The sequence below is a fragment of the Propionicimonas sp. genome (assembly GCF_047606205.1).
In the GTDB taxonomy this organism is placed as follows: Bacteria; Actinomycetota; Actinomycetes; order Propionibacteriales; family Propionibacteriaceae; genus Propionicimonas.
Map to the genome: position 1 here is coordinate 1 of NZ_JASGES010000012.1, position 16,760 is coordinate 16,760.

A 16,760-nucleotide genomic window follows, 5' to 3' on the forward strand; every position below is an offset into this window, starting at 1 on the left:
ATCGCCGCCGTCCCGCTGCGCGAGGACCCGGCCGACGCGCTGTGTGCCCGCGAGGGGTGGACCCTGGCGACCCTCCCCCGCGGCGCGCGGGTCGCCAGGGTCCACCCCTCGCGGGCACACAGCGCGTCGGCCGGGTCCTCGCGCAGCGGGACGGCGGCGATCACGAGCCCCTCGGCAGCGGCCGTGGGCAGGTCCTTGAACGAGTGGACGGCGAGGTCGGCCTCGCCGGCGAGGACGGCGGCGCGCACCGCACCGACGAACACTCCCGCGCCGCCGAGGCTGGCCAGCGGAGCGGACGACACGTCGCCGTGGGTGGTGACCTTCACGAGCTCGACCTCGTGGCCGAGCGCGCGGAGGGCGTCCGCGACCGTGCCCGACTGGGTCCAGGCGAGCGTGGAGCCGCGCGTGGCCAGACGGAGCCTCACCGGGTCGGGCCCTGCGCGATGCCTGCGGCGGCGGGGGCGTCGCGGTGAGGGTTGGCGCAGCATCCTCCGAAGCAGAACTGGCCGGGACCCGGCTCGGGAGAGCCTGCCCGCAGCTCGTCCGCGATCCGCCTCGCCAGATCGGCGACGAAGCCTGGGTGGGTTCCGACCGTGGGGGTGCGGATCAGGCGGACGCCGAGCTCGGCGGCGGTCTCCCGCGCCTGGGTGTCGAGGTCCCAGATCACCTCCATGTGATCGGAGATGAAGCCGATCGGCACGAGCACGACGTCGGTCGTGCCCGCCGCGGCGAACTCGCGCAGCGCGTCGTTCACGTCGGGCTCCAGCCACGGCACCTGGGGCGGGCCGCTGCGCGACTGGAAGACGAGGTCCCACGGCTTGGTGACCCCGGTGGCTTCGGCGACCGCCGCGACCACCCGGCGAGCGACCCAGCGGTGCTCGGTGAGGTAGGCGTCGCCCTCGGGGCCGGCGTTCCTCGCCGCGACCGCGGGGACGGAGTGGGTGGTGAAGACCAGCCGGGTGCTGTCGGCCGCCAGGTCGAGGTCCGCGGGCAGGCAGCGGAGGAGCAGTTCGGAGACGGCGTCGGCGAAGGCGGGCAGGTCGTAGAAGGGCGGCAACTTGCGGACGTCGACGTCCAGTGCACCGCCCGCCAGGGCCAGGCCGAGGTCCTCGCGGTACTGCCGGCAGGACGAGTAGCCGGCGTAGGCCGCGGTCGCGACGGCCAGCAGCCGGCGATGCCCGCGTGCGGCGAGGTCGGCCAGGACGTCCGGCACGAAGGGCGGGGAGTTCCGATTGGCCAGCACGGTCTCGATCTCGACGCCCTGCGCGCAGAGCGCGTCGGCGAGCGCCGCCAGCAGGGCCCGGTTCTGCGCGTTGATGGGGCTGACCCCGCCGAGCGTGAAGTAGTGCTGGCCCACCTCGACCAGACGTTCCCTCGGGATGCCGCGTCCCGCCGTGACCCGCTCGAGGAAGGGCACCACTTCTTCGCTGCCCTCGGGCCCGCCGAAGCCCATCAGGACCACGGCGTCGTACTTCAACGAAGTACTCACCGCAGCACTCGGGGCAGATCGGACGCCTCGATCCGGTGCCCGGTGTAGAACGGGACCTCCAGCCGGACGTGCCGCCGTGCACCGGTTGCGCGCAGGTGACGCATCAGGTCGGTCAGCTCGACCAGCTCGTCGGCCTCCAGCCCGAGGATCCACTCGTAGTCGCCGAGGGCGAACGCGGCCACGGTGTTCGCGAGCACCTGCGGGTAGTCGCGGCCCTTCATCCCGTGCTCGGCGAGCAGCGCCCTGCGTTCCTCCTCCGGGAGCACGTACCACTCGTAGGAGCGGACGAACGGGTAGACGGTGAGCCACCGTTTCGGCTCCCTTCCCTGCAGGAAGGCGGGCGCGTGGTCGCGGCTGAACTCGGCCTGGCGGTGGACGCCGAACGCCGACCACACGGCGTCGACGGCGCCCCCGAAAGCCTCCCGCTGGAAGCGTCGCTGGGCTTCCTGGAGGTCGGACGCCGAGCGCCCGTGCAGCCAGACCAGCACGTCCGCGTCGGCCGGCATCCCGTGGACGTCGTAGAGGCCGCGGGTGGTGACCCCTGCGCCGGCGAGGTCCGTGACCAGCTCTTGCGTGAGGCCCGCGACGTCGGCCAGAACCGCTCCTCGGCGGGCGAAGACGGCGTAGCAGGTGTAGTGGATCTCTTCGGTGGTCTGGGTCATAAGGGCACCCTAACTTGAAACAGATGTCCTGGTGGCCAGAGCCAGACCGGCCTGGCGACGGCCGTCCGCGACGCAGTCCGGAACGCCCACCCCGTGCAGCGCCGAACCGGCCACCCGCCACGTCGGCAGGTGAGCGAGACCGGCTTCCGCCGCCGCGACCCGAGCGGGGTGGCCGACCGTGTACTTCGGCATCACCGCCTGCCAGCGGGCGACTCGGGACAGGGTCGGCGGCCGGGTCGCGTCGAGGACCGTCCCGACGTGGTCGACCACGCGTTCGAGCAGGACGTCCTGCTCTGCCCGCGCGATCTCGCCGAGGCGTTCGGGGACGAACGCACGGATCAGGACCGCGTCCCCTGGAGCGCGGTCGGCCCACTTGGCCGAGCTCACCGTGACGCCGCTGATCGGAGCCGGGTCGGCCTCCAGCCACCCGTGCGTCGTGACCGGTGTGGCGAAGGCGGAGGCGGGGTAGCAGAGGGTCACCACGGTGGAGGTGGCCAGTGGTACTCCGGAGAGGGCCGCTGCGGCCCGGGGTGCCGGCTCCGCCAGCAGCGCTGCCGAACTGGCCACTCCGCCGGCCAGCACGACCGCGTCCGCCAGCTCGACCGAACCGTCCTCCAGCACGGCCCGGACGCCGCCGGAGGATGTGGTCCCCAATTCTGCCACGCCGGTACCGGTGCGCAGGTCGGCGCCGGAGGCCACCAGCCGGCCCGCGACGGCGTCCACCAGGCTGCCCAGCCCGCCGCGCAGCGTACGGAAGGGTGAGCCCGGTCCGCGACCGGCGGCCCTGCTCTTCCTGCCTGCCGCGAGGGAGGCCAGGATCAGGCTGCGGTGCGCGGCCTCGTCCGTCCGCAGCGACGGCAGCACGGCGTCCAGGCTGAGTTCGTCGACGCCGGCACCGTAGATCCCGCCCACCATCGGGTCCGCGAACCGGCGGACGACGCCCCCGCCGAGGCGTGCCCTCAGGAAGGCGCCGATCGCCACGTCCTCGCCATCGCGCAACTGGCGCGGCAGCACGAGGTCGAGGCCGGCGCGCAGCTTGTCGGCCGGCGAGAGGATGCCGGTGGTGACGAACGGGCCGAGCCGCGTCGGCAGCACCATGCCCATTCCTGCCGGCAGCGGGCGCAGCCTGCCGCGCGAGCGCAGGGAGACCACCCGCGACCCGGTGGTGCCGACGAGATCATCGCCCAGGCCCACTTCGGTGGCCAGCAGGGACGCCGCCGGCCGGTAGCTGACGAACGAGTCCGGCCCGTGCTCGATCAGCAGCCCTTCGGCGTGCTCGGTGTGCAGCTTGCCGCCCAGCCGGTCGGACGCCTCGACCAGGAGTACGTCGGCGGGCGGCCGCTCACCGTCCCCGCGCACGGCCTCCCAGGCCGCGGCCAGCCCGGTGATGCCGCCCCCGACGACCAGCAGCCTCACTGGGCGAGGCTCGCGCCGGGCCTGGGCACGTACGGGCACAACGGGTCGGACTCGAGCGGGTCGCCGGTCCATGCGTAGGCGCGGGCGCGCGAGCCGCCGCACCAGTCGTGGTACTCGCAGGCGCCGCAGCGTCCCTTGAACTGGTCGGGGTCGCGCAGCGCGCGCATCACCGGCTGGTCCCGGTAGAGGCTCACCAGCGAGGCGTCCTTGACGTTGCCCACGCTCAGCGGCAGGAAGCCGGACGGGGTGACCTCGCCGAGGTTGGAGACGAACACGATCCCGTTGCCGTCGCGGATGCCGAACGCGCGGGACAGCGGCAGCGCCTCGATCTCCTCCTTCGACGACCCCGCGCGCAGCATCGGCGCGGCCATCAGGCGCCGGAAGTGCATGGCCTCGGTCGTCTTCACCCGGAACGACGCCTCCCGGTTCGTCCGCGCCGCCCAGAGCAGCCACTTCTCCGCCTCGCCGGGAGACAGCTCGGTCAGCTCGGTGCCGCGCCCGATCGAGATCAGGAAGAACAGGCTCCACTGCATCAGCGTGTGCGCGCTCAGCAGCTCGTACACCGCGGGCAGGTCGGCGGCCGTCGTGGCGGTCACCAGCGTGTTCACCTGCACGGGAAGGCCGGCCTCCGCGGCGATGTCCAGCGCCTCGATGGTGGCGTCGAAGGTCCCCGGCACCATCCGGACGCCGTCGTGGAACGCCGCGGTCGACCCGTCCAGTGAGAGCGAGATCGCCTGGACGCCCATCTCCTTCATCCAGAAGATGCGCTCCCTGGTCAGCAGCGGGGTCACGGCGGGGGCGAGGGAGACCCCGATGCCGCGCTCGGTCGCGGCCGCGAGCAACTCGGGCAGGTCGGGTCGCCGCAGCGGGTCGCCGCCGGTCATCACGACGTGGGGCAGCGCCTCGCCCGGCCCGGCGAAGCCGAGGATGTCGTCGAGCAGCGCGATCGCCTGCGCGGTCGACAGCTCGCCGGGCATCGCGTCCGGCATCGCGGTCGCACGGCAGTGCCGGCAGGCCAGGCCGCAGGCGTTGGTGAGCTCCCAGTAGACGATCATCGGCGCCCGGTTGTAGGCCCACCCGTCCGGCTTGACGGCGCCGATGCCGTTGGCGTGGCCGTGGCCGTGGGTCGGACGGGTTGCGGTCGGGTGTGGCATGTCAGGACTCCTGCCCGGGCGGGATCGAGTGCACCAGCTCGACGAGCCGGCTGAGGACATCGGGGTCGGTCGAGGGCGGTACGCCGTGGCCGAGGTTGAACACGTGACCGGGGGCCGCCGCACCACGCCGGACGACGTCGCGCGCGGCGGCCTCCAGCGTGGGCCAGTCGGCCGCCAGCAACGCCGGGTCGAGGTTGCCCTGCAGCGGCACCTCGCCGCCGAGCAGGGTCGAGGCGTCGTCCAGACCGATGTCGGAGGCGACCCCGACGACGTCCGCCCCGGCGGCGAGGAGGTCCGGCAGCAGCGCGCGGGTGGCCGTCCCGAAGTGGACGCGGGGGACGCCGAGGTCGGCGACGGCGGCGAACACGGCGGCGGAGTGCGGCTGCACGGCCTCGCGGTACTCGGCGGGCGAGAGCCTGCCCACCCAGGAGTCGAAGAGCTGGACGGCGGACGCGCCCGCCTCGACCTGCGCGCGCAGGAAGGCTGCGGTGATGCCGGCCACCCAGCCGAGCAACCGGTGCCAGGTGTCGGGGTCGGAGGCGAGCAGGGCGCGGGTCGCGGGCAGCGCCCGGTCGGGCCGCCCCTCGACGAGGTAGGACGCGAGGGTGAAGGGCGCCCCGGCGAAGCCGATCAAAGGGACACCGGCCAGCCGTTCCACCGACAGCGCGACCCCGTCGCGGACGGGCGCCAGGGCACTCGGGTCGAGGTCGGGCAGCGCCGCGACGTCGCCGGCTGTTCGCACGGGGAGGTCGAGCACCGGCCCCACCCCTGGCACGATGTCGACGCCGACTCCGGAAAGCCGGAGGGGGACGACGATGTCGGAGAAGAAGATCCCGGCGTCCACGTCGTGCCGTCGCACGGGCTGGACGGTGATCTCCGCGGCCAGTTCCGGGTCGAGGCAGGCGTCCAGCATCGACGTGCCCTCGCGGATCGCGCGGTACTCGGGCAGTGAGCGTCCGGCCTGCCGCATGAACCAGATCGGCCTGCGGCTGACCTGCTCACCGCGGTAGGCGGCCAGCAGCGGCGCCGCCTGCACGGTGGACCTCACGCGTCGGCCTCGACCTCGATGCCGAACAGCGTCTGCAGGGCGTGGGAGTAGTCGGCGAGTTCGCCGCTGCGGGCGAGTTCCGCCGCGCGCAGCGACGGAGTGTGCAGCAGTGCGTTGGACACTCGCCGCAGGGAGCGGGCGACGGCTGCCGCCGTCTCGGGGTCGTAGCGTCGTGCGGCCGCTTCGATCTCGCGCTCGATGTAGTGGCTGACGTGGGCCCGCATCGCCGTCACGGCGGGCGTCGCGGCACGTCCCTGCTCGAGGTGCAGGTAGGTCTCGACCCCCCGCCCGACGAGGTCCCGGGCGGCGAGCACGGACGCGGTCTGTCCTGCGGGGGCGTGCGCGCCGATCTCCTCCAGGTCGATCAGGTCGACGAACAGCAGGTCGGCGGCGTCGGCGGCGACGTCGCCGGACAGCGACAGGTCGAGCACGGGCAGGAGCGCGGTGCGACCTGAGCGGGCTGTGGTCAGCAGCTCGGCGTCGATCCCGGCACCACCGGACCCCTCGCTGCCGCTGCAGGTGACCAGGAGGTCGGCCGCGGCCAGGGCGCCGGTGAGCCCGTCCACGGGAACCGGCTGGACGGGGTGGGACGCCGCGAAGCGCGCCGCCCTGTCGCTGGCGGAGTAGACGCGGATGTCCGTGCAGCCCAGGCGCAGCAGCGCGGCGGTGACCACGCGGGCGTAGCTGCCGGTGCCGACCACGAGGGTGGTGCGCCCGGCGAGCGCGAAGTGCCGCTGCTCGACCAGGTCGAGGCCGACCTGGGCGATCGAGCGCCCGGCCGCGCCGAGATCGGTCTGCGAGGTGACGGCCTTGGCGGTGGTGAGCGCGGCGTGGAACAGCCGGTGCAGGGACGCACTCGCCCGCTCGCCGGACATGGCCAGGGCCTCGCGGACCTGGCCGATGATCTCCGCCTCGCCCACGACCATCGAGTCGAGCCCGCTGGTGACCTCGAGGAGGTGCTGGACGGCGCCCTCGCCGGCGTACACCTGGAACTGGTCGACGAGCGCGCGGTGCCGCTCGGGGAGCGAGCGGCGCAGGGCGCCGAGGACCAGCTCGAGGCCGCGGTGGAAGGACTCCGACTCGAAATAGACCTCGAATCGGTTGCACGTGCTCAGCAGGACCAGGCCGGGGAGCCCGGCGGCATCCAGTTCGGCGAGCGCCGGCTGCGTCACCTGGCCCAGCTGCGCCAGGTCCTCCAGCGGGATGAGGTGGTGGCTGACGCCGACGGCGGAAACGGGCACGCCCAGCATGGTAAACCCTCTGCGGCGCCCCTCCGTGCGCTGCGTCCGGCCCGTCCGGGAAACGACCGGATCGTGCCGGTCCGTGGATACGAGTGGAATATTCATTCGTGGTGCGGCATAGTCATGCTCATGACGATCAAGGTCGCGGTGGCCGGTGCCACCGGCTACGCGGGCGGGGAGGTGCTGCGGCTCCTGCTCGGCCACCCCGAGGTCGAGGTCGGCGCGCTGACCGCCGGAGCCAATGCGGGAACCCCGCTGCTCGCCCACCACCAGCACCTGACGCCGCTCGCCGACCGCACGGTGGAGGCCACGACCGCCGCCGCGCTCGACGGCCACGACGTCGTGTTCCTGGCGCTCCCGCACGGACACTCTGCGGGCGTCGCCGCCGGGCTCGGGCCCGATGTGCTCGTGGTGGACGCCGGCGCCGACCACCGGCTGAGCGACCCGGTCCAGTGGCGGAAGTTCTACGGCAGCGACCACGCCGGTACGTGGCCGTACGGCCTTCCCGAACTGCCCGGGCAGCGAGAGGTGCTCGCGGCGACCCGCCGGATCGCCGTCCCGGGCTGCTACCCCACCACGGTGACGCTGGCCCTGCTGCCCGCGCTCAGCGGTGGTCTGGTCAGTGGCAGGGACGTCGTCGCCGTGGCGGCCAGCGGTACCTCCGGCGCGGGCAGGTCGCTGAAGCCGAACCTGCTCGGCTCGGAGGTGATGGGCTCTGCCAGCGCCTACGGCGTGGGGGGAGTGCACCGGCACGTCCCGGAGATCCTGCAGAACTTCGCCCTGCTGGGGGCGGCGGAGCCCACGCTGTCCTTCACCCCCGTGCTCGCCCCGATGGCCCGCGGCATCCTCGCCACGGTCACCGCGCCGCTGCCGGCAGGCGTCCCCGCCGACGTCGTCCGCTCCACCTACGTCGCCGCCTACGGCAACGAGCCGTTCGTCACCCTGCTGCCCGAAGGGATGTGGCCGCAGACGCAGTCGGTCCTCGGGTCGAACGCCGTCCACGTCCAGGTCACCGTGGACGAGGCCGCGGGGCGGCTGGTCGCGGTCGCAGCCCTCGACAACCTGACCAAGGGCACCGCCGGTGGTGCCATCCAGTCCATGAACATCGCCCTGGGCCTCCCCGAGTCCCTCGGCCTCACCACGATCGGAGTCGCGCCGTGATCTGCACCCCACAGAGTTCTTCTCCTCCGCTGCGCTCCTCCGAACAACTCTGCGGGGACCCCGGAAAGAACACCCCACAGAGTTCTTCTCCTCCGCTGCGCTCCTCCGAACAACTCTGCGGGGGGCAGGCATGAGCGTCACTGCGGCAAAGGGGTTCACCGCGGCGGGCGTCTGCGCGGGGATCAAGGCCTCGGGGAAGCCCGACCTCGCCCTGGTCGTGAACGAGGGACCGGACGCACACGCCGCCGCCGTCTTCACGTCCAACCGGTTCACGGCCGCTCCCGTCCAGTGGAGCAGACACGCGACGGCGAACGGTCGCCTGGCCGCGGTCGTGCTCAACTCCGGCGGCGCCAACGCCTGCACGGGCGCGGCCGGGTTGGCCGATGCGCAGCGGATGGCCGAATGGACCGGGGCCGAGGTGGGGTGCGCCCCCGAGGACGTCGCGGTGTGCTCGACCGGCCTGATCGGCGTCCGGCTGCCCATGGACGCGGTGCTGACCGGGATCGAGCTGGCCGCGCAGGACCTTGCCCGCACCGGCGGCGCCTCGGCGGCCGAGGCGATCCGCACGACCGACACGGTCGCGAAGCAGGCGACGTACGTCTCGCCCGCGGGCTGGACGATCGGCGGGATGGCGAAGGGCGCCGGGATGCTCGCGCCCGCGCTGGCCACCATGCTCGTCGTGATCACGACGGACGCGGCCGTCCCGCCCGGCGACCTGGACCGCGCCCTGCGCACCGCGACCGGCTTCACCTTCGACCGGACCGACTCCGACGGCTGCATGTCCACCAACGACACGGTGGTGCTGATGTCGTCCGGTGCGTCCGGGGTGACCCCGGACGCCGCGGAGTTCTCCGAGGCGCTGACCGGCGTCTGCGCAGACCTGGCCCGGCAGCTGCTCGCCGATGCAGAGGGCTCGGCCCACGACATCGAGGTGCGGGTCGAGGGCGCGGCCACCGAGGCGGACGCGCTGGCGGTCGCCCGCGCCATCGCCCGCAGCAACCTGTTCAAGTGCGCGGTCTTCGGCAACGACCCGAACTGGGGCCGCGTCCTCGCCTCCGCCGGTACCGTGCCCGCGGAGTACGACCCCGAGCACGTCGATGTCGCGTTCAACGGGATCAGGGTGTTCGTGGACGGGCAGCTGGGGGCCGACCGCTCCGAGGTCGACCTCACCGGCCGCGACGTGCTCGTCGAGGTGCACCTCCATGCCGGGGACGCGTCCGCGGCGATCTGGACCAACGACCTCACCTACGACTACGTCAAAGAGAACGCGGAGTACTCCTCATGAGCGATGCGGGCAGCAAGGCGGAGATCCTGATCGAGGCCCTGCCGTGGCTGGAGAGCTACGTGGGAAAGACCGTCGTGGTGAAGTACGGCGGCAACGCGATGGTCGATGACGAGCTCAAGCGGGCATTCGCGAGGGACATCGTGTTCCTGCGCACCGTCGGGGTGAAGCCCGTCGTCGTGCACGGCGGCGGCCCGCAGATCTCGTCCATGTTGAAGCGGCTCGGCATCGAGAGCGAGTTCCGCGGCGGGTTGCGGGTGACCACCCCCGAGGCGATGGACGTGGTGCGCATGGTGCTGATGGGCCAGGTGAACCGGGAACTGGTGGGACTGCTCAACGCGCACGGCCCGCTCGCCGTGGGCCTGTCCGGCGAGGACGCGGGACTGCTGACCGCAGAGCGCAAGGGTCTCGAGCTGGACGGGGAGGAGATCGACCTCGGCCTGGTCGGAGAGGTCGCAGAGGTGAACCCGAGCGCCGTGGTGGACCTGATCAACGCCGGCCGGATCCCGGTGGTCGCCACGGTCGCCCCCGACGAGGAGGGCCAGGTGCACAACGTGAACGCCGACACCGCGGCGGGCGCCCTGGCGGCCGCGCTGGGGGCGGAGCGCCTGGTGGTGCTGACCGACGTGCCGGGCGTGTACCGGGACTGGCCGAACTCGACCGAGGTGATCCGCCAGATCGACGTCGACGCCCTGGCCGCCCTGCTGCCGACGCTGGCCTCCGGCATGATCCCCAAGATGGAGGCGTGTCTGAACGCCGTGAAGGCCGGCGTGCCCAAGGCCACCGTGATCGACGGCCGGGTCGCGCACTCGCTGCTGCTGGAGATCTTCACCGACGCCGGGGTCGGCACGATGGTGCTCGGCCCCTCCTACCGGGCACTCCCGTGAGCGCGATCGCCGCCGTCGGCAGCCAGGCCGAGCTGACCACCCGGTACACCCGCTCGGTGATGAACACCTTCGGGCCGCCCAAGCGGGTGTTCGTACGCGGCGAGGGCGTGCACCTGTGGGACGCCGACGGCAACCGCTACCTCGACCTGCTCGCCGGGCTCGCCGTGAACGCGCTGGGCCACGCGCACCCGCAGGTTCTCGGGGCGATCTCCGCGCAGCTGTCGACGCTGGGGCACGTGTCGAACTTCTTCGCCACGCCCACCCAGATCGCACTGGCCGAACGACTGGCCGGCTTCGCGACCGCGAATGCGCCCGGACTGCCGGCGCGGGTCTTCTTCACCAACTCGGGCACCGAGGCCAACGAGGCCGGGTTCAAGATCACCCGCCGGACCGGCCGGACGAAGCTGATCGCGATGGAGGGTGCGTTCCACGGTCGCAGCCTCGGAGCGCTCGCGCTGACGGCGAACCCGGCGTACCGGGAACCGTTCGAGCCGCTGCCCGGCGAGGTGCTGTTCGTGCCGTACGGCGACACGGGGGCGCTGGCGGCCGCGCTGGACCAGACCGTGGCGGCGGTGATCCTCGAGCCGATCCAGGGCGAGAACGGGGTGGTCGAGCCGCCGTCGGACTTCCTGGCCAGGGCGCGCGAACTCACCGCCGCGGTCGGTGCGCTGCTCTGGATCGACGAGGTGCAGACCGGTCTGGGCCGCTGTGGCGACTGGCTGGCCAGCACCGCGTCCGGCGTGACCCCCGACATCGTCACGTTCGCGAAGGGACTCGGCAACGGCTTCCCCGTGGGGGCGTGCGTGGCCACCGGCGCCGCGGCGTCCCTGCTGGGCCCCGGCTCACACGGGACCACCTTCGGCGGCAACCCCGTCGCTGCGGCCGCAGGCCTGGCGGTGATCGGCATCATCGAGCGGGACGGACTGCTGGACCGTGTGGTCGCCGCGGGGGAGCGATTGTCCTCCGGGATCCTCGGTCTTGGCCACCCGCAGGTCGCCGCCGTCCGCGGACGCGGCCTGCTCCGGGGCGTCGTGCTGGCCGACCCGATCGCGCCCGCCGTCGCCGAGCTGGCACTGGATGCCGGGTTCGTGATCAACGCCCCGCGCCCCACCGTGCTCCGCCTGGCCCCGCCGCTGATCATCGGCGAGGCAGACATCGACCGGTTCGTGGCCGCACTGCCCGCGCTGCTGGACGCGGCCACCGCCGCACCCGGTCTGGGCGCGGCCGCCGCGACACCTGCTCCGGACGCGGCCTCCGCTCCGGGCGGGGCCGGCTCGTCCGCGCCCCCGGGGAACGAGAACCGATGACCGAGCAGCGCACGCCGATGACCAAGTCGGCCCGCCAGTCGCGGATCGCCGAGCTCATCGAGCGTGAGTCGATCCGCAGCCAGGCCGACCTCGCGGGCCGGCTGGTCGACGACGGCATCGCGGTCTCCCAGGGCACCCTGAGCAAGGACCTTCTGGAGCTCGGCGCGGTCCGGGTTCGCACCGCGACGGGCGAGCTGGCCTACGCGCTCCTGGCCGGCGAGCACGGCCCCGGCACGCCGTCGGCCGAGGCCCGGCTGGCCCGGCTCTGCGGAGAGCTCCTGCTGTCCGCAGAGGGCTCGGCGAACCTCACCGTGCTGCGCACCCCACCGGGCGCGGCGCAGTTCTTCGCGTCCGCCATCGACAAGGTCGGCTGGGCGTCCGTGCTGGGCACGATCGCCGGCGACGACACCGTGGTGCTGGTCACCCGCGCCGCGGACGGCGGGGCGGCGATGGCGGAGGCCTTCCTCGGCCTTCACCTGAGCTGAGTCGTATCGTCATCCCGCACCACCTTCCCGGCCCGAGAACGGGTCACAACGCCGAGAGGATCACCATGACCGACGCCACTGACAGCGGACGCCTGTGGGGCGGGCGCTTCGCCGGCGGACCGGCCCAGGCCATGTTCGAACTGAGCCGGTCGACGCAGTTCGACTGGCGGCTCGCCCGCCATGACATCGCCGGCTCGAAGGCGCACGCGGCGGCGCTGCACGTCGCGGGCCTGCTCACCGACGACGAGTTCGCCGCCATGGAGGCGGGCCTGACCGAGCTCGACGCCGACGTCGCCTCCGGTGACTTCGTCCCCGCCGCCACGGACGAGGACGTGCACGGTGCCCTCGAGCGTGGCCTGATCGAACGGGTCGGGGCGGACCTGGGCGGACGGCTGCGGGCAGGGCGCTCCCGCAACGATCAGATCGCCACCCTGATCCGGGCCTATCTCCGTGACGCCAACCAGCTGCTGGCCGCCGACCTGCGCGCACTCGCCGGCGCTCTGGCCGTTCAGGCGGAGACGAACCTCGGCGCGATCATGCCGGGCCGCACCCACCTGCAGTCCGCACAGCCGGTCCTGCTCAGCCACCACCTGCTCGCCCATGCCTGGCCGCTCGTCCGCGATCTCCAGCGGCTGCACGACCTGGCCGCCCGGCTCGCGGTGAGCCCGTACGGGTCGGGAGCGCTGGCGGGCACGTCGCTGGGGCTCGACCCCGAGCTGGTTGCGCGCCGGCTGGGGTTCTCCTCCTCGGCGCCCAACAGCATCGACGGCACGGCGGCGCGCGATCTCGTGGCGGAGGAGGCCTATGTGCTCGCCCAGATCGGGGTGGACCTCTCCCGACTCAGCGAGGACGTGATCCTGTGGTGCACGCACGAGTTCGGCTTCGCCACGCTCGACGACGCGTGGTCGACCGGATCGAGCATCATGCCGCAGAAGAAGAACCCGGACGTGGCCGAGCTCGCCAGGGGCAAGGCCGGGCGTCTGATCGGGAACCTGGCCGGCCTGCTGGCGACCTGCAAGGGTCTGCCCCTGGCCTACAACCGCGACCTCCAGGAGGACAAGGAGCCGGTCTTCGACGGCCTCGACCAACTGCGCGTGCTGCTGCCGGCCGTCACCGGGATGGTCTCGACCCTGGTGTTCGACCACGACCGGATGGCGGAGTTGGCACCGCGGGGGTTCTCGCTCGCCACCGACGTCGCGGACTGGCTGGTGCGCCGTCGGGTCCCGTTCGCCCGCGCCCACGAGATCGCCGGTGCCTGCGTCCGGTTCTGCGAGGCCGAAGGCATCGAGCTGTCGGACCTCACCGCCGCCCAGCTCGGCGAGATCTCCGCAGAGCTCGGCCCGGACGTCCTCGACGTGCTCACTGTCGAGGGCTCGGTGTCCTCCCGCAACGGCCGCGGCGGGACGGCTCCGGACCGGGTCCGAGAGCAGCTGGCCGAACTGCGTTCGGCCCTCGACGCCTGACCGGGCACGGGCCCCGGACCTCTGACCGGGGCGACCGGCCGGTCGCCCCGGCCGCGGGCGATCCTCCCGGTAGTGGGACCGAGGGCCGGCGGATCAGGGCCCGAGGGTCACGAACATCAGGCAGCCGCCCTCGCTGCGGTAGGGCCCGTGGCGCATGCCCGGCGGCCGGCTGGCGTACATGCCGCGGACGAAGGTCTGGCCGAGGCGGCAGTCGGTGAGTTCCCCCTCCAGCACGAACACCTCCTCGGTGAAGTCGTGGACCAGGACGGGACCCGACCGGTCGTCGAAGCCCGCGTCGTAGCGCTGCAGAAGGGTGCGCTCGCCGCTCTCCGGGTCGTCCGAAAGGACCATCACCCAGGTGCCGGGGGCCGTCTGGCTCCACTCGTGGTCCGGGGTGTGGAATTCCAGCGCCGTCCTGCTCATCAGTGGCGTCCTTCCGCCGGGGGCCCGCAGCCGCCACGCATCCGTCGGTCGCGGGGGAGGAGGGCGACAGCCTACCCGCGGTGCCGGTTCCCAGCACCGGGTCGGTCGAGCCGTGGATGCGCTGTTGGCGGTTCAGGGTCCGTCCAGCCGCACCCACCGCCCCTTCGTGCGCCGGAGCACCTGCAGGTCGGTCCAGTCGGCGACCCGTCCGATTCCGGTGGCCAGCGCGCGCCCGGCCCGCCACGCGTCGGCGTCCTCCTCGGCATCATTGCCGGTGGGCACGACGAAGCGGACGGTGACCCGCGGTGCCCCGCCGGCACGGGCGAGCGGCTCGACGTCGACGAACGAGTCCTCGACGTGCCAGCCCGCGCCGACCGCCGTCCGTGCGGCGTCGAGGACCGCGACCGGGTCGACTCCGGCGTGCACGTCGACGATCGCGGCGCTCGCCCGGAACGATGCCATCTCCCACCTCCGAGAGCAGGTTACGGCCCGGCTCCGACACCCCGGTGCGGACTCCGGCGGGGCGCGCCACTACGCTTACGCAGCGTGAATGCGGTGATCGACGAACTGACCTGGCGGGGCTTCATCGCCCACTCGACCGACCCGGACGCGCTGGCGTCCGCCTTCGACGGCGGGCAGGTGAGCTCCTACGTCGGGTTCGACCCGACTGCTCCGAGCATCCACATGGGAAACCTCGTGCAGTTGATGCTGGCCCGCATCCTGCAGTCGGCCGGCCACCGCCCGTACCTGCTGGTCGGTGGTTCCACGGGACTGATCGGCGATCCGAAGCAGAGTTCGGAACGAAACCTGAACCCGAAGGAGGTCGTCGGGGAGTGGGTGGAGCGGATCAGGGCGCAGGTGAGCCGCTTCGTCGACTTCGACGGGCCGGCCGGCGCGGTGGTGGTCAACAACTACGACTGGACCTCCGAGCTGTCCGCGCTGGACCTCCTGCGCGACATCGGCAAGCACTTCAGCGTGAACCGCATGCTCGACCGCGAGGTCGTCAAGGCACGACTGGAGTCGGGGATCTCCTACACCGAGTTCTCCTACGTGCTCCTGCAGTCGCTGGACTACCTGGAGCTCTTCCGACGCCACGGCGTGACCCTGCAGACCGGGGGCTCCGACCAGTGGGGGAACATCACCGCGGGAGTGGATCTGATCCGCAGGGCGGAGGGCGCTCGCGTCCACGCGCTGGCGACACCCTTGCTGACCAAGGCCGACGGCACGAAGTTCGGCAAGACCGAATCCGGCACCGTGTGGCTGGACCCCGCCATGACCAGCCCCTACGCGTTCCACCAGTTCTTCCTGAACGCCGAGGACGCGAAGGTCGTGGAGTACCTGCGGATCTTCACGCGGCGCACCGGGGAGGAGATCGACGACCTGGGCAGGCAGACTGTCGAGGCGCCACACCTGCGGGCCGCGCAGCGGGCGCTGGCGGACGACATCACCGACCTCGTGCACTCACCGGCCGAACGCCGGGCCGCGACGGCCGCTGCGGCGGCCGTGTTCGGACGCGGCGAGCTCCGCGAGCTCGGCGCCGGGCCGCTGGAGGCCGCGATGAAGGAACTCGGCGCGACCCGGCTGCAACGCGGCGAGGAGTTGCCCGGCGTCGTGGACGTCCTGGCCGAGTCAGGGGTGGTCGCGAGCAGGTCCGCCGCGCGCAGGGCGATCGCGGAGGGCGGTGCCTACCTGAACAATGTGAAGGTCACCGAGGTCGACGCGCGGATCCGTCCGGAGGACCTCCTGGCCGGCCGCTTCCTGGTCCTCCGGAGGGGACGGAAGACCGTCGGTGCCGTCGAGATCGCCCGCTGAGGACCGAGGACACGCCCGGGCGTCCGCTCGATTTGACCACCGCGTTACACCTGCGTAATCTTCATCGAGCGCTGCCGGTGACACGGACGAAGTCGGAACCCCGACACGGCCGAACCGGGCGCCGAACCCACCATGATCCGCACGGATACGGTGTGTGCCCATGCCAGGGCCCGCCAAGGTCCGCGACGGTGTCGCGGGCGGGGGAGGGAAGAAGGAACCGATTTGACAGCCGGCTCCCGACTCCGTAAAGTAAGACGAGTGCCCCGAGCCGAGGTCGAAGACCGAAGCGGAGGCGCGAAACCCGAGCTGACTAGGCCAAACGGTCGAGGCAGGGAGGATGTGGGAAAGCTTCCCCGATTTGACATCGAGAAAGTGACTCACTAAAATAAGTCGAGTTGCTCCAAGCAATGGTCTGAAAGCCAGAGCGCGGAACGCACCCGAAACTTGAGAACTCAACAGCGTGCTTTAAAAGTCAATGCACAATAAATGCACTCCTCGGAGTGCGAAATCAACCCCGTCCCGGGCTGTGCGAGACGCAAGTCGAACACTGACTCGGAACGGATTCCTTTGATTATTGAGCAGATTCAGCAATGAGTCTGCGTCAGTATCAGACCGAAGTTGACGGTAACCGGGCATAAGAGCCCACACCGAAATTTTTCAACGGAGAGTTTGATCCTGGCTCAGGACGAACGCTGGCGGCGTGCTTAACACATGCAAGTCGAACGGTGACGAGGAGCTTGCTCCTCCGATCAGTGGCGAACGGGTGAGTAACACGTGAGCAACCTACCCTTGACTCCGGGATAACAGTTGGAAACAGCTGCTAATACCGGATACGACCCTGGCGGGCATCTGCCGGGGTGGAAAGCTCCGACGGTCAGGGATGGGCTCGCGGCCTATCAGCTTGTTGGTGAGGTAACGGCTCACCAAGGC

Annotated in this window: 15 protein-coding genes, 1 rRNA gene and 1 pseudogene; 8 read left to right on the top strand and 9 right to left on the bottom strand. The window is 72.0% G+C overall.

What is annotated here, in order from left to right; all coding sequences use genetic code 11:
* From QM633_RS00690 to QM633_RS00720, 7 genes and pseudogenes are all read right to left on the bottom strand, one after another.
* Positions 1–425: pseudogene (locus QM633_RS00690) on the bottom strand (hydroxymethylbilane synthase); the annotation flags it as partial.
* The gene (locus QM633_RS00695) at positions 422–1,489 is read right to left on the bottom strand and encodes a ferrochelatase (RefSeq protein ID WP_415151796.1); all 1,068 of its coding nucleotides are present in this window, start codon (positions 1,487–1,489) and stop codon (positions 422–424) included. The pseudogene QM633_RS00690 and the gene QM633_RS00695, both read right to left, overlap by 4 nt.
* Positions 1,486–2,151, bottom strand: coding sequence for a hydrogen peroxide-dependent heme synthase (gene hemQ / locus QM633_RS00700; RefSeq protein WP_415151797.1), 666 nt, complete (start codon positions 2,149–2,151; stop codon positions 1,486–1,488). Before hemQ ends, QM633_RS00695 begins: the two co-directional genes overlap by 4 nt.
* Before the next feature lie 9 nt (positions 2,152–2,160).
* Entirely contained in the window at positions 2,161–3,567 is a 1,407-nt protein-coding gene (gene hemG / locus QM633_RS00705) for a protoporphyrinogen oxidase (protein WP_415151798.1), read from the bottom strand.
* Positions 3,564–4,721: a TIGR04053 family radical SAM/SPASM domain-containing protein gene (locus tag QM633_RS00710; RefSeq protein ID WP_415151799.1), complete on the bottom strand. Its 1,158-nt coding sequence runs from the start codon at positions 4,719–4,721 to the stop codon at positions 3,564–3,566. Before QM633_RS00710 ends, hemG begins: the two co-directional genes overlap by 4 nt.
* A gap of 1 nt (position 4,722) precedes the next feature.
* Positions 4,723–5,769, bottom strand: a complete 1,047-nt coding sequence (gene hemE / locus QM633_RS00715; RefSeq protein WP_415151800.1) for a uroporphyrinogen decarboxylase — start codon at positions 5,767–5,769, stop codon at positions 4,723–4,725.
* Complete coding sequence (locus QM633_RS00720; RefSeq protein ID WP_415151801.1) at positions 5,766–7,010, bottom strand: glutamyl-tRNA reductase; 1,245 nt, start codon at positions 7,008–7,010, stop codon at positions 5,766–5,768. The genes hemE and QM633_RS00720 overlap by 4 nt, the downstream gene beginning before the upstream one ends.
* Before the next feature lie 129 nt (positions 7,011–7,139).
* Here QM633_RS00720 and argC point away from each other — a divergent pair, with 129 nt between their 5' ends.
* The 6 genes from argC (at position 7,140) to argH (ending at position 13,595) form a co-directional block, all read left to right on the top strand.
* On the top strand, positions 7,140–8,171 hold the full coding sequence (argC, locus tag QM633_RS00725; RefSeq protein ID WP_415151802.1) for an N-acetyl-gamma-glutamyl-phosphate reductase: 1,032 nt from the start codon (positions 7,140–7,142) through the stop codon (positions 8,169–8,171).
* A gap of 130 nt (positions 8,172–8,301) precedes the next feature.
* A complete protein-coding gene (gene argJ / locus QM633_RS00730; protein ID WP_415151803.1) occupies positions 8,302–9,456 on the top strand; it encodes a bifunctional glutamate N-acetyltransferase/amino-acid acetyltransferase ArgJ in 1,155 nt (384 codons plus the stop codon).
* A complete protein-coding gene (gene argB / locus QM633_RS00735) occupies positions 9,453–10,340 on the top strand; it encodes an acetylglutamate kinase (protein WP_415151804.1) in 888 nt (295 codons plus the stop codon). The genes argJ and argB overlap by 4 nt, the downstream gene beginning before the upstream one ends.
* Positions 10,337–11,647, top strand: a complete 1,311-nt coding sequence (locus QM633_RS00740) for an acetylornithine transaminase (protein WP_415151805.1) — start codon at positions 10,337–10,339, stop codon at positions 11,645–11,647. The genes argB and QM633_RS00740 overlap by 4 nt, the downstream gene beginning before the upstream one ends.
* A complete protein-coding gene (locus QM633_RS00745; protein ID WP_415151806.1) occupies positions 11,644–12,132 on the top strand; it encodes an arginine repressor in 489 nt (162 codons plus the stop codon). The genes QM633_RS00740 and QM633_RS00745 overlap by 4 nt, the downstream gene beginning before the upstream one ends.
* 65 nt (positions 12,133–12,197) lie before the next feature.
* On the top strand, positions 12,198–13,595 hold the full coding sequence (gene argH / locus QM633_RS00750; RefSeq protein ID WP_415151807.1) for an argininosuccinate lyase: 1,398 nt from the start codon (positions 12,198–12,200) through the stop codon (positions 13,593–13,595).
* Positions 13,596–13,688: 93 nt separating this feature from the next.
* Here argH and QM633_RS00755 read toward each other — a convergent pair whose 3' ends face one another.
* Together QM633_RS00755 and QM633_RS00760 are read right to left on the bottom strand one after the other, a co-directional pair.
* The gene (locus QM633_RS00755) at positions 13,689–14,018 is read right to left on the bottom strand and encodes a cupin domain-containing protein (RefSeq protein ID WP_415151808.1); all 330 of its coding nucleotides are present in this window, start codon (positions 14,016–14,018) and stop codon (positions 13,689–13,691) included.
* Positions 14,019–14,150: 132 nt separating this feature from the next.
* Positions 14,151–14,480: a hypothetical protein gene (locus QM633_RS00760; RefSeq protein ID WP_415151809.1), complete on the bottom strand. Its 330-nt coding sequence runs from the start codon at positions 14,478–14,480 to the stop codon at positions 14,151–14,153.
* 84 nt (positions 14,481–14,564) lie between these two features.
* Here QM633_RS00760 and tyrS point away from each other — a divergent pair, with 84 nt between their 5' ends.
* Together tyrS and QM633_RS00770 are read left to right on the top strand one after the other, a co-directional pair.
* Positions 14,565–15,830 carry a tyrosine--tRNA ligase gene (gene tyrS / locus QM633_RS00765; RefSeq protein WP_415151810.1) on the top strand — a complete coding sequence of 422 codons (1,266 nt, stop codon included), beginning with the start codon at positions 14,565–14,567 and terminating at the stop codon, positions 15,828–15,830.
* A gap of 657 nt (positions 15,831–16,487) precedes the next feature.
* Positions 16,488–16,760: ribosomal RNA gene (locus QM633_RS00770) — 16S ribosomal RNA — on the top strand; the annotation flags it as partial.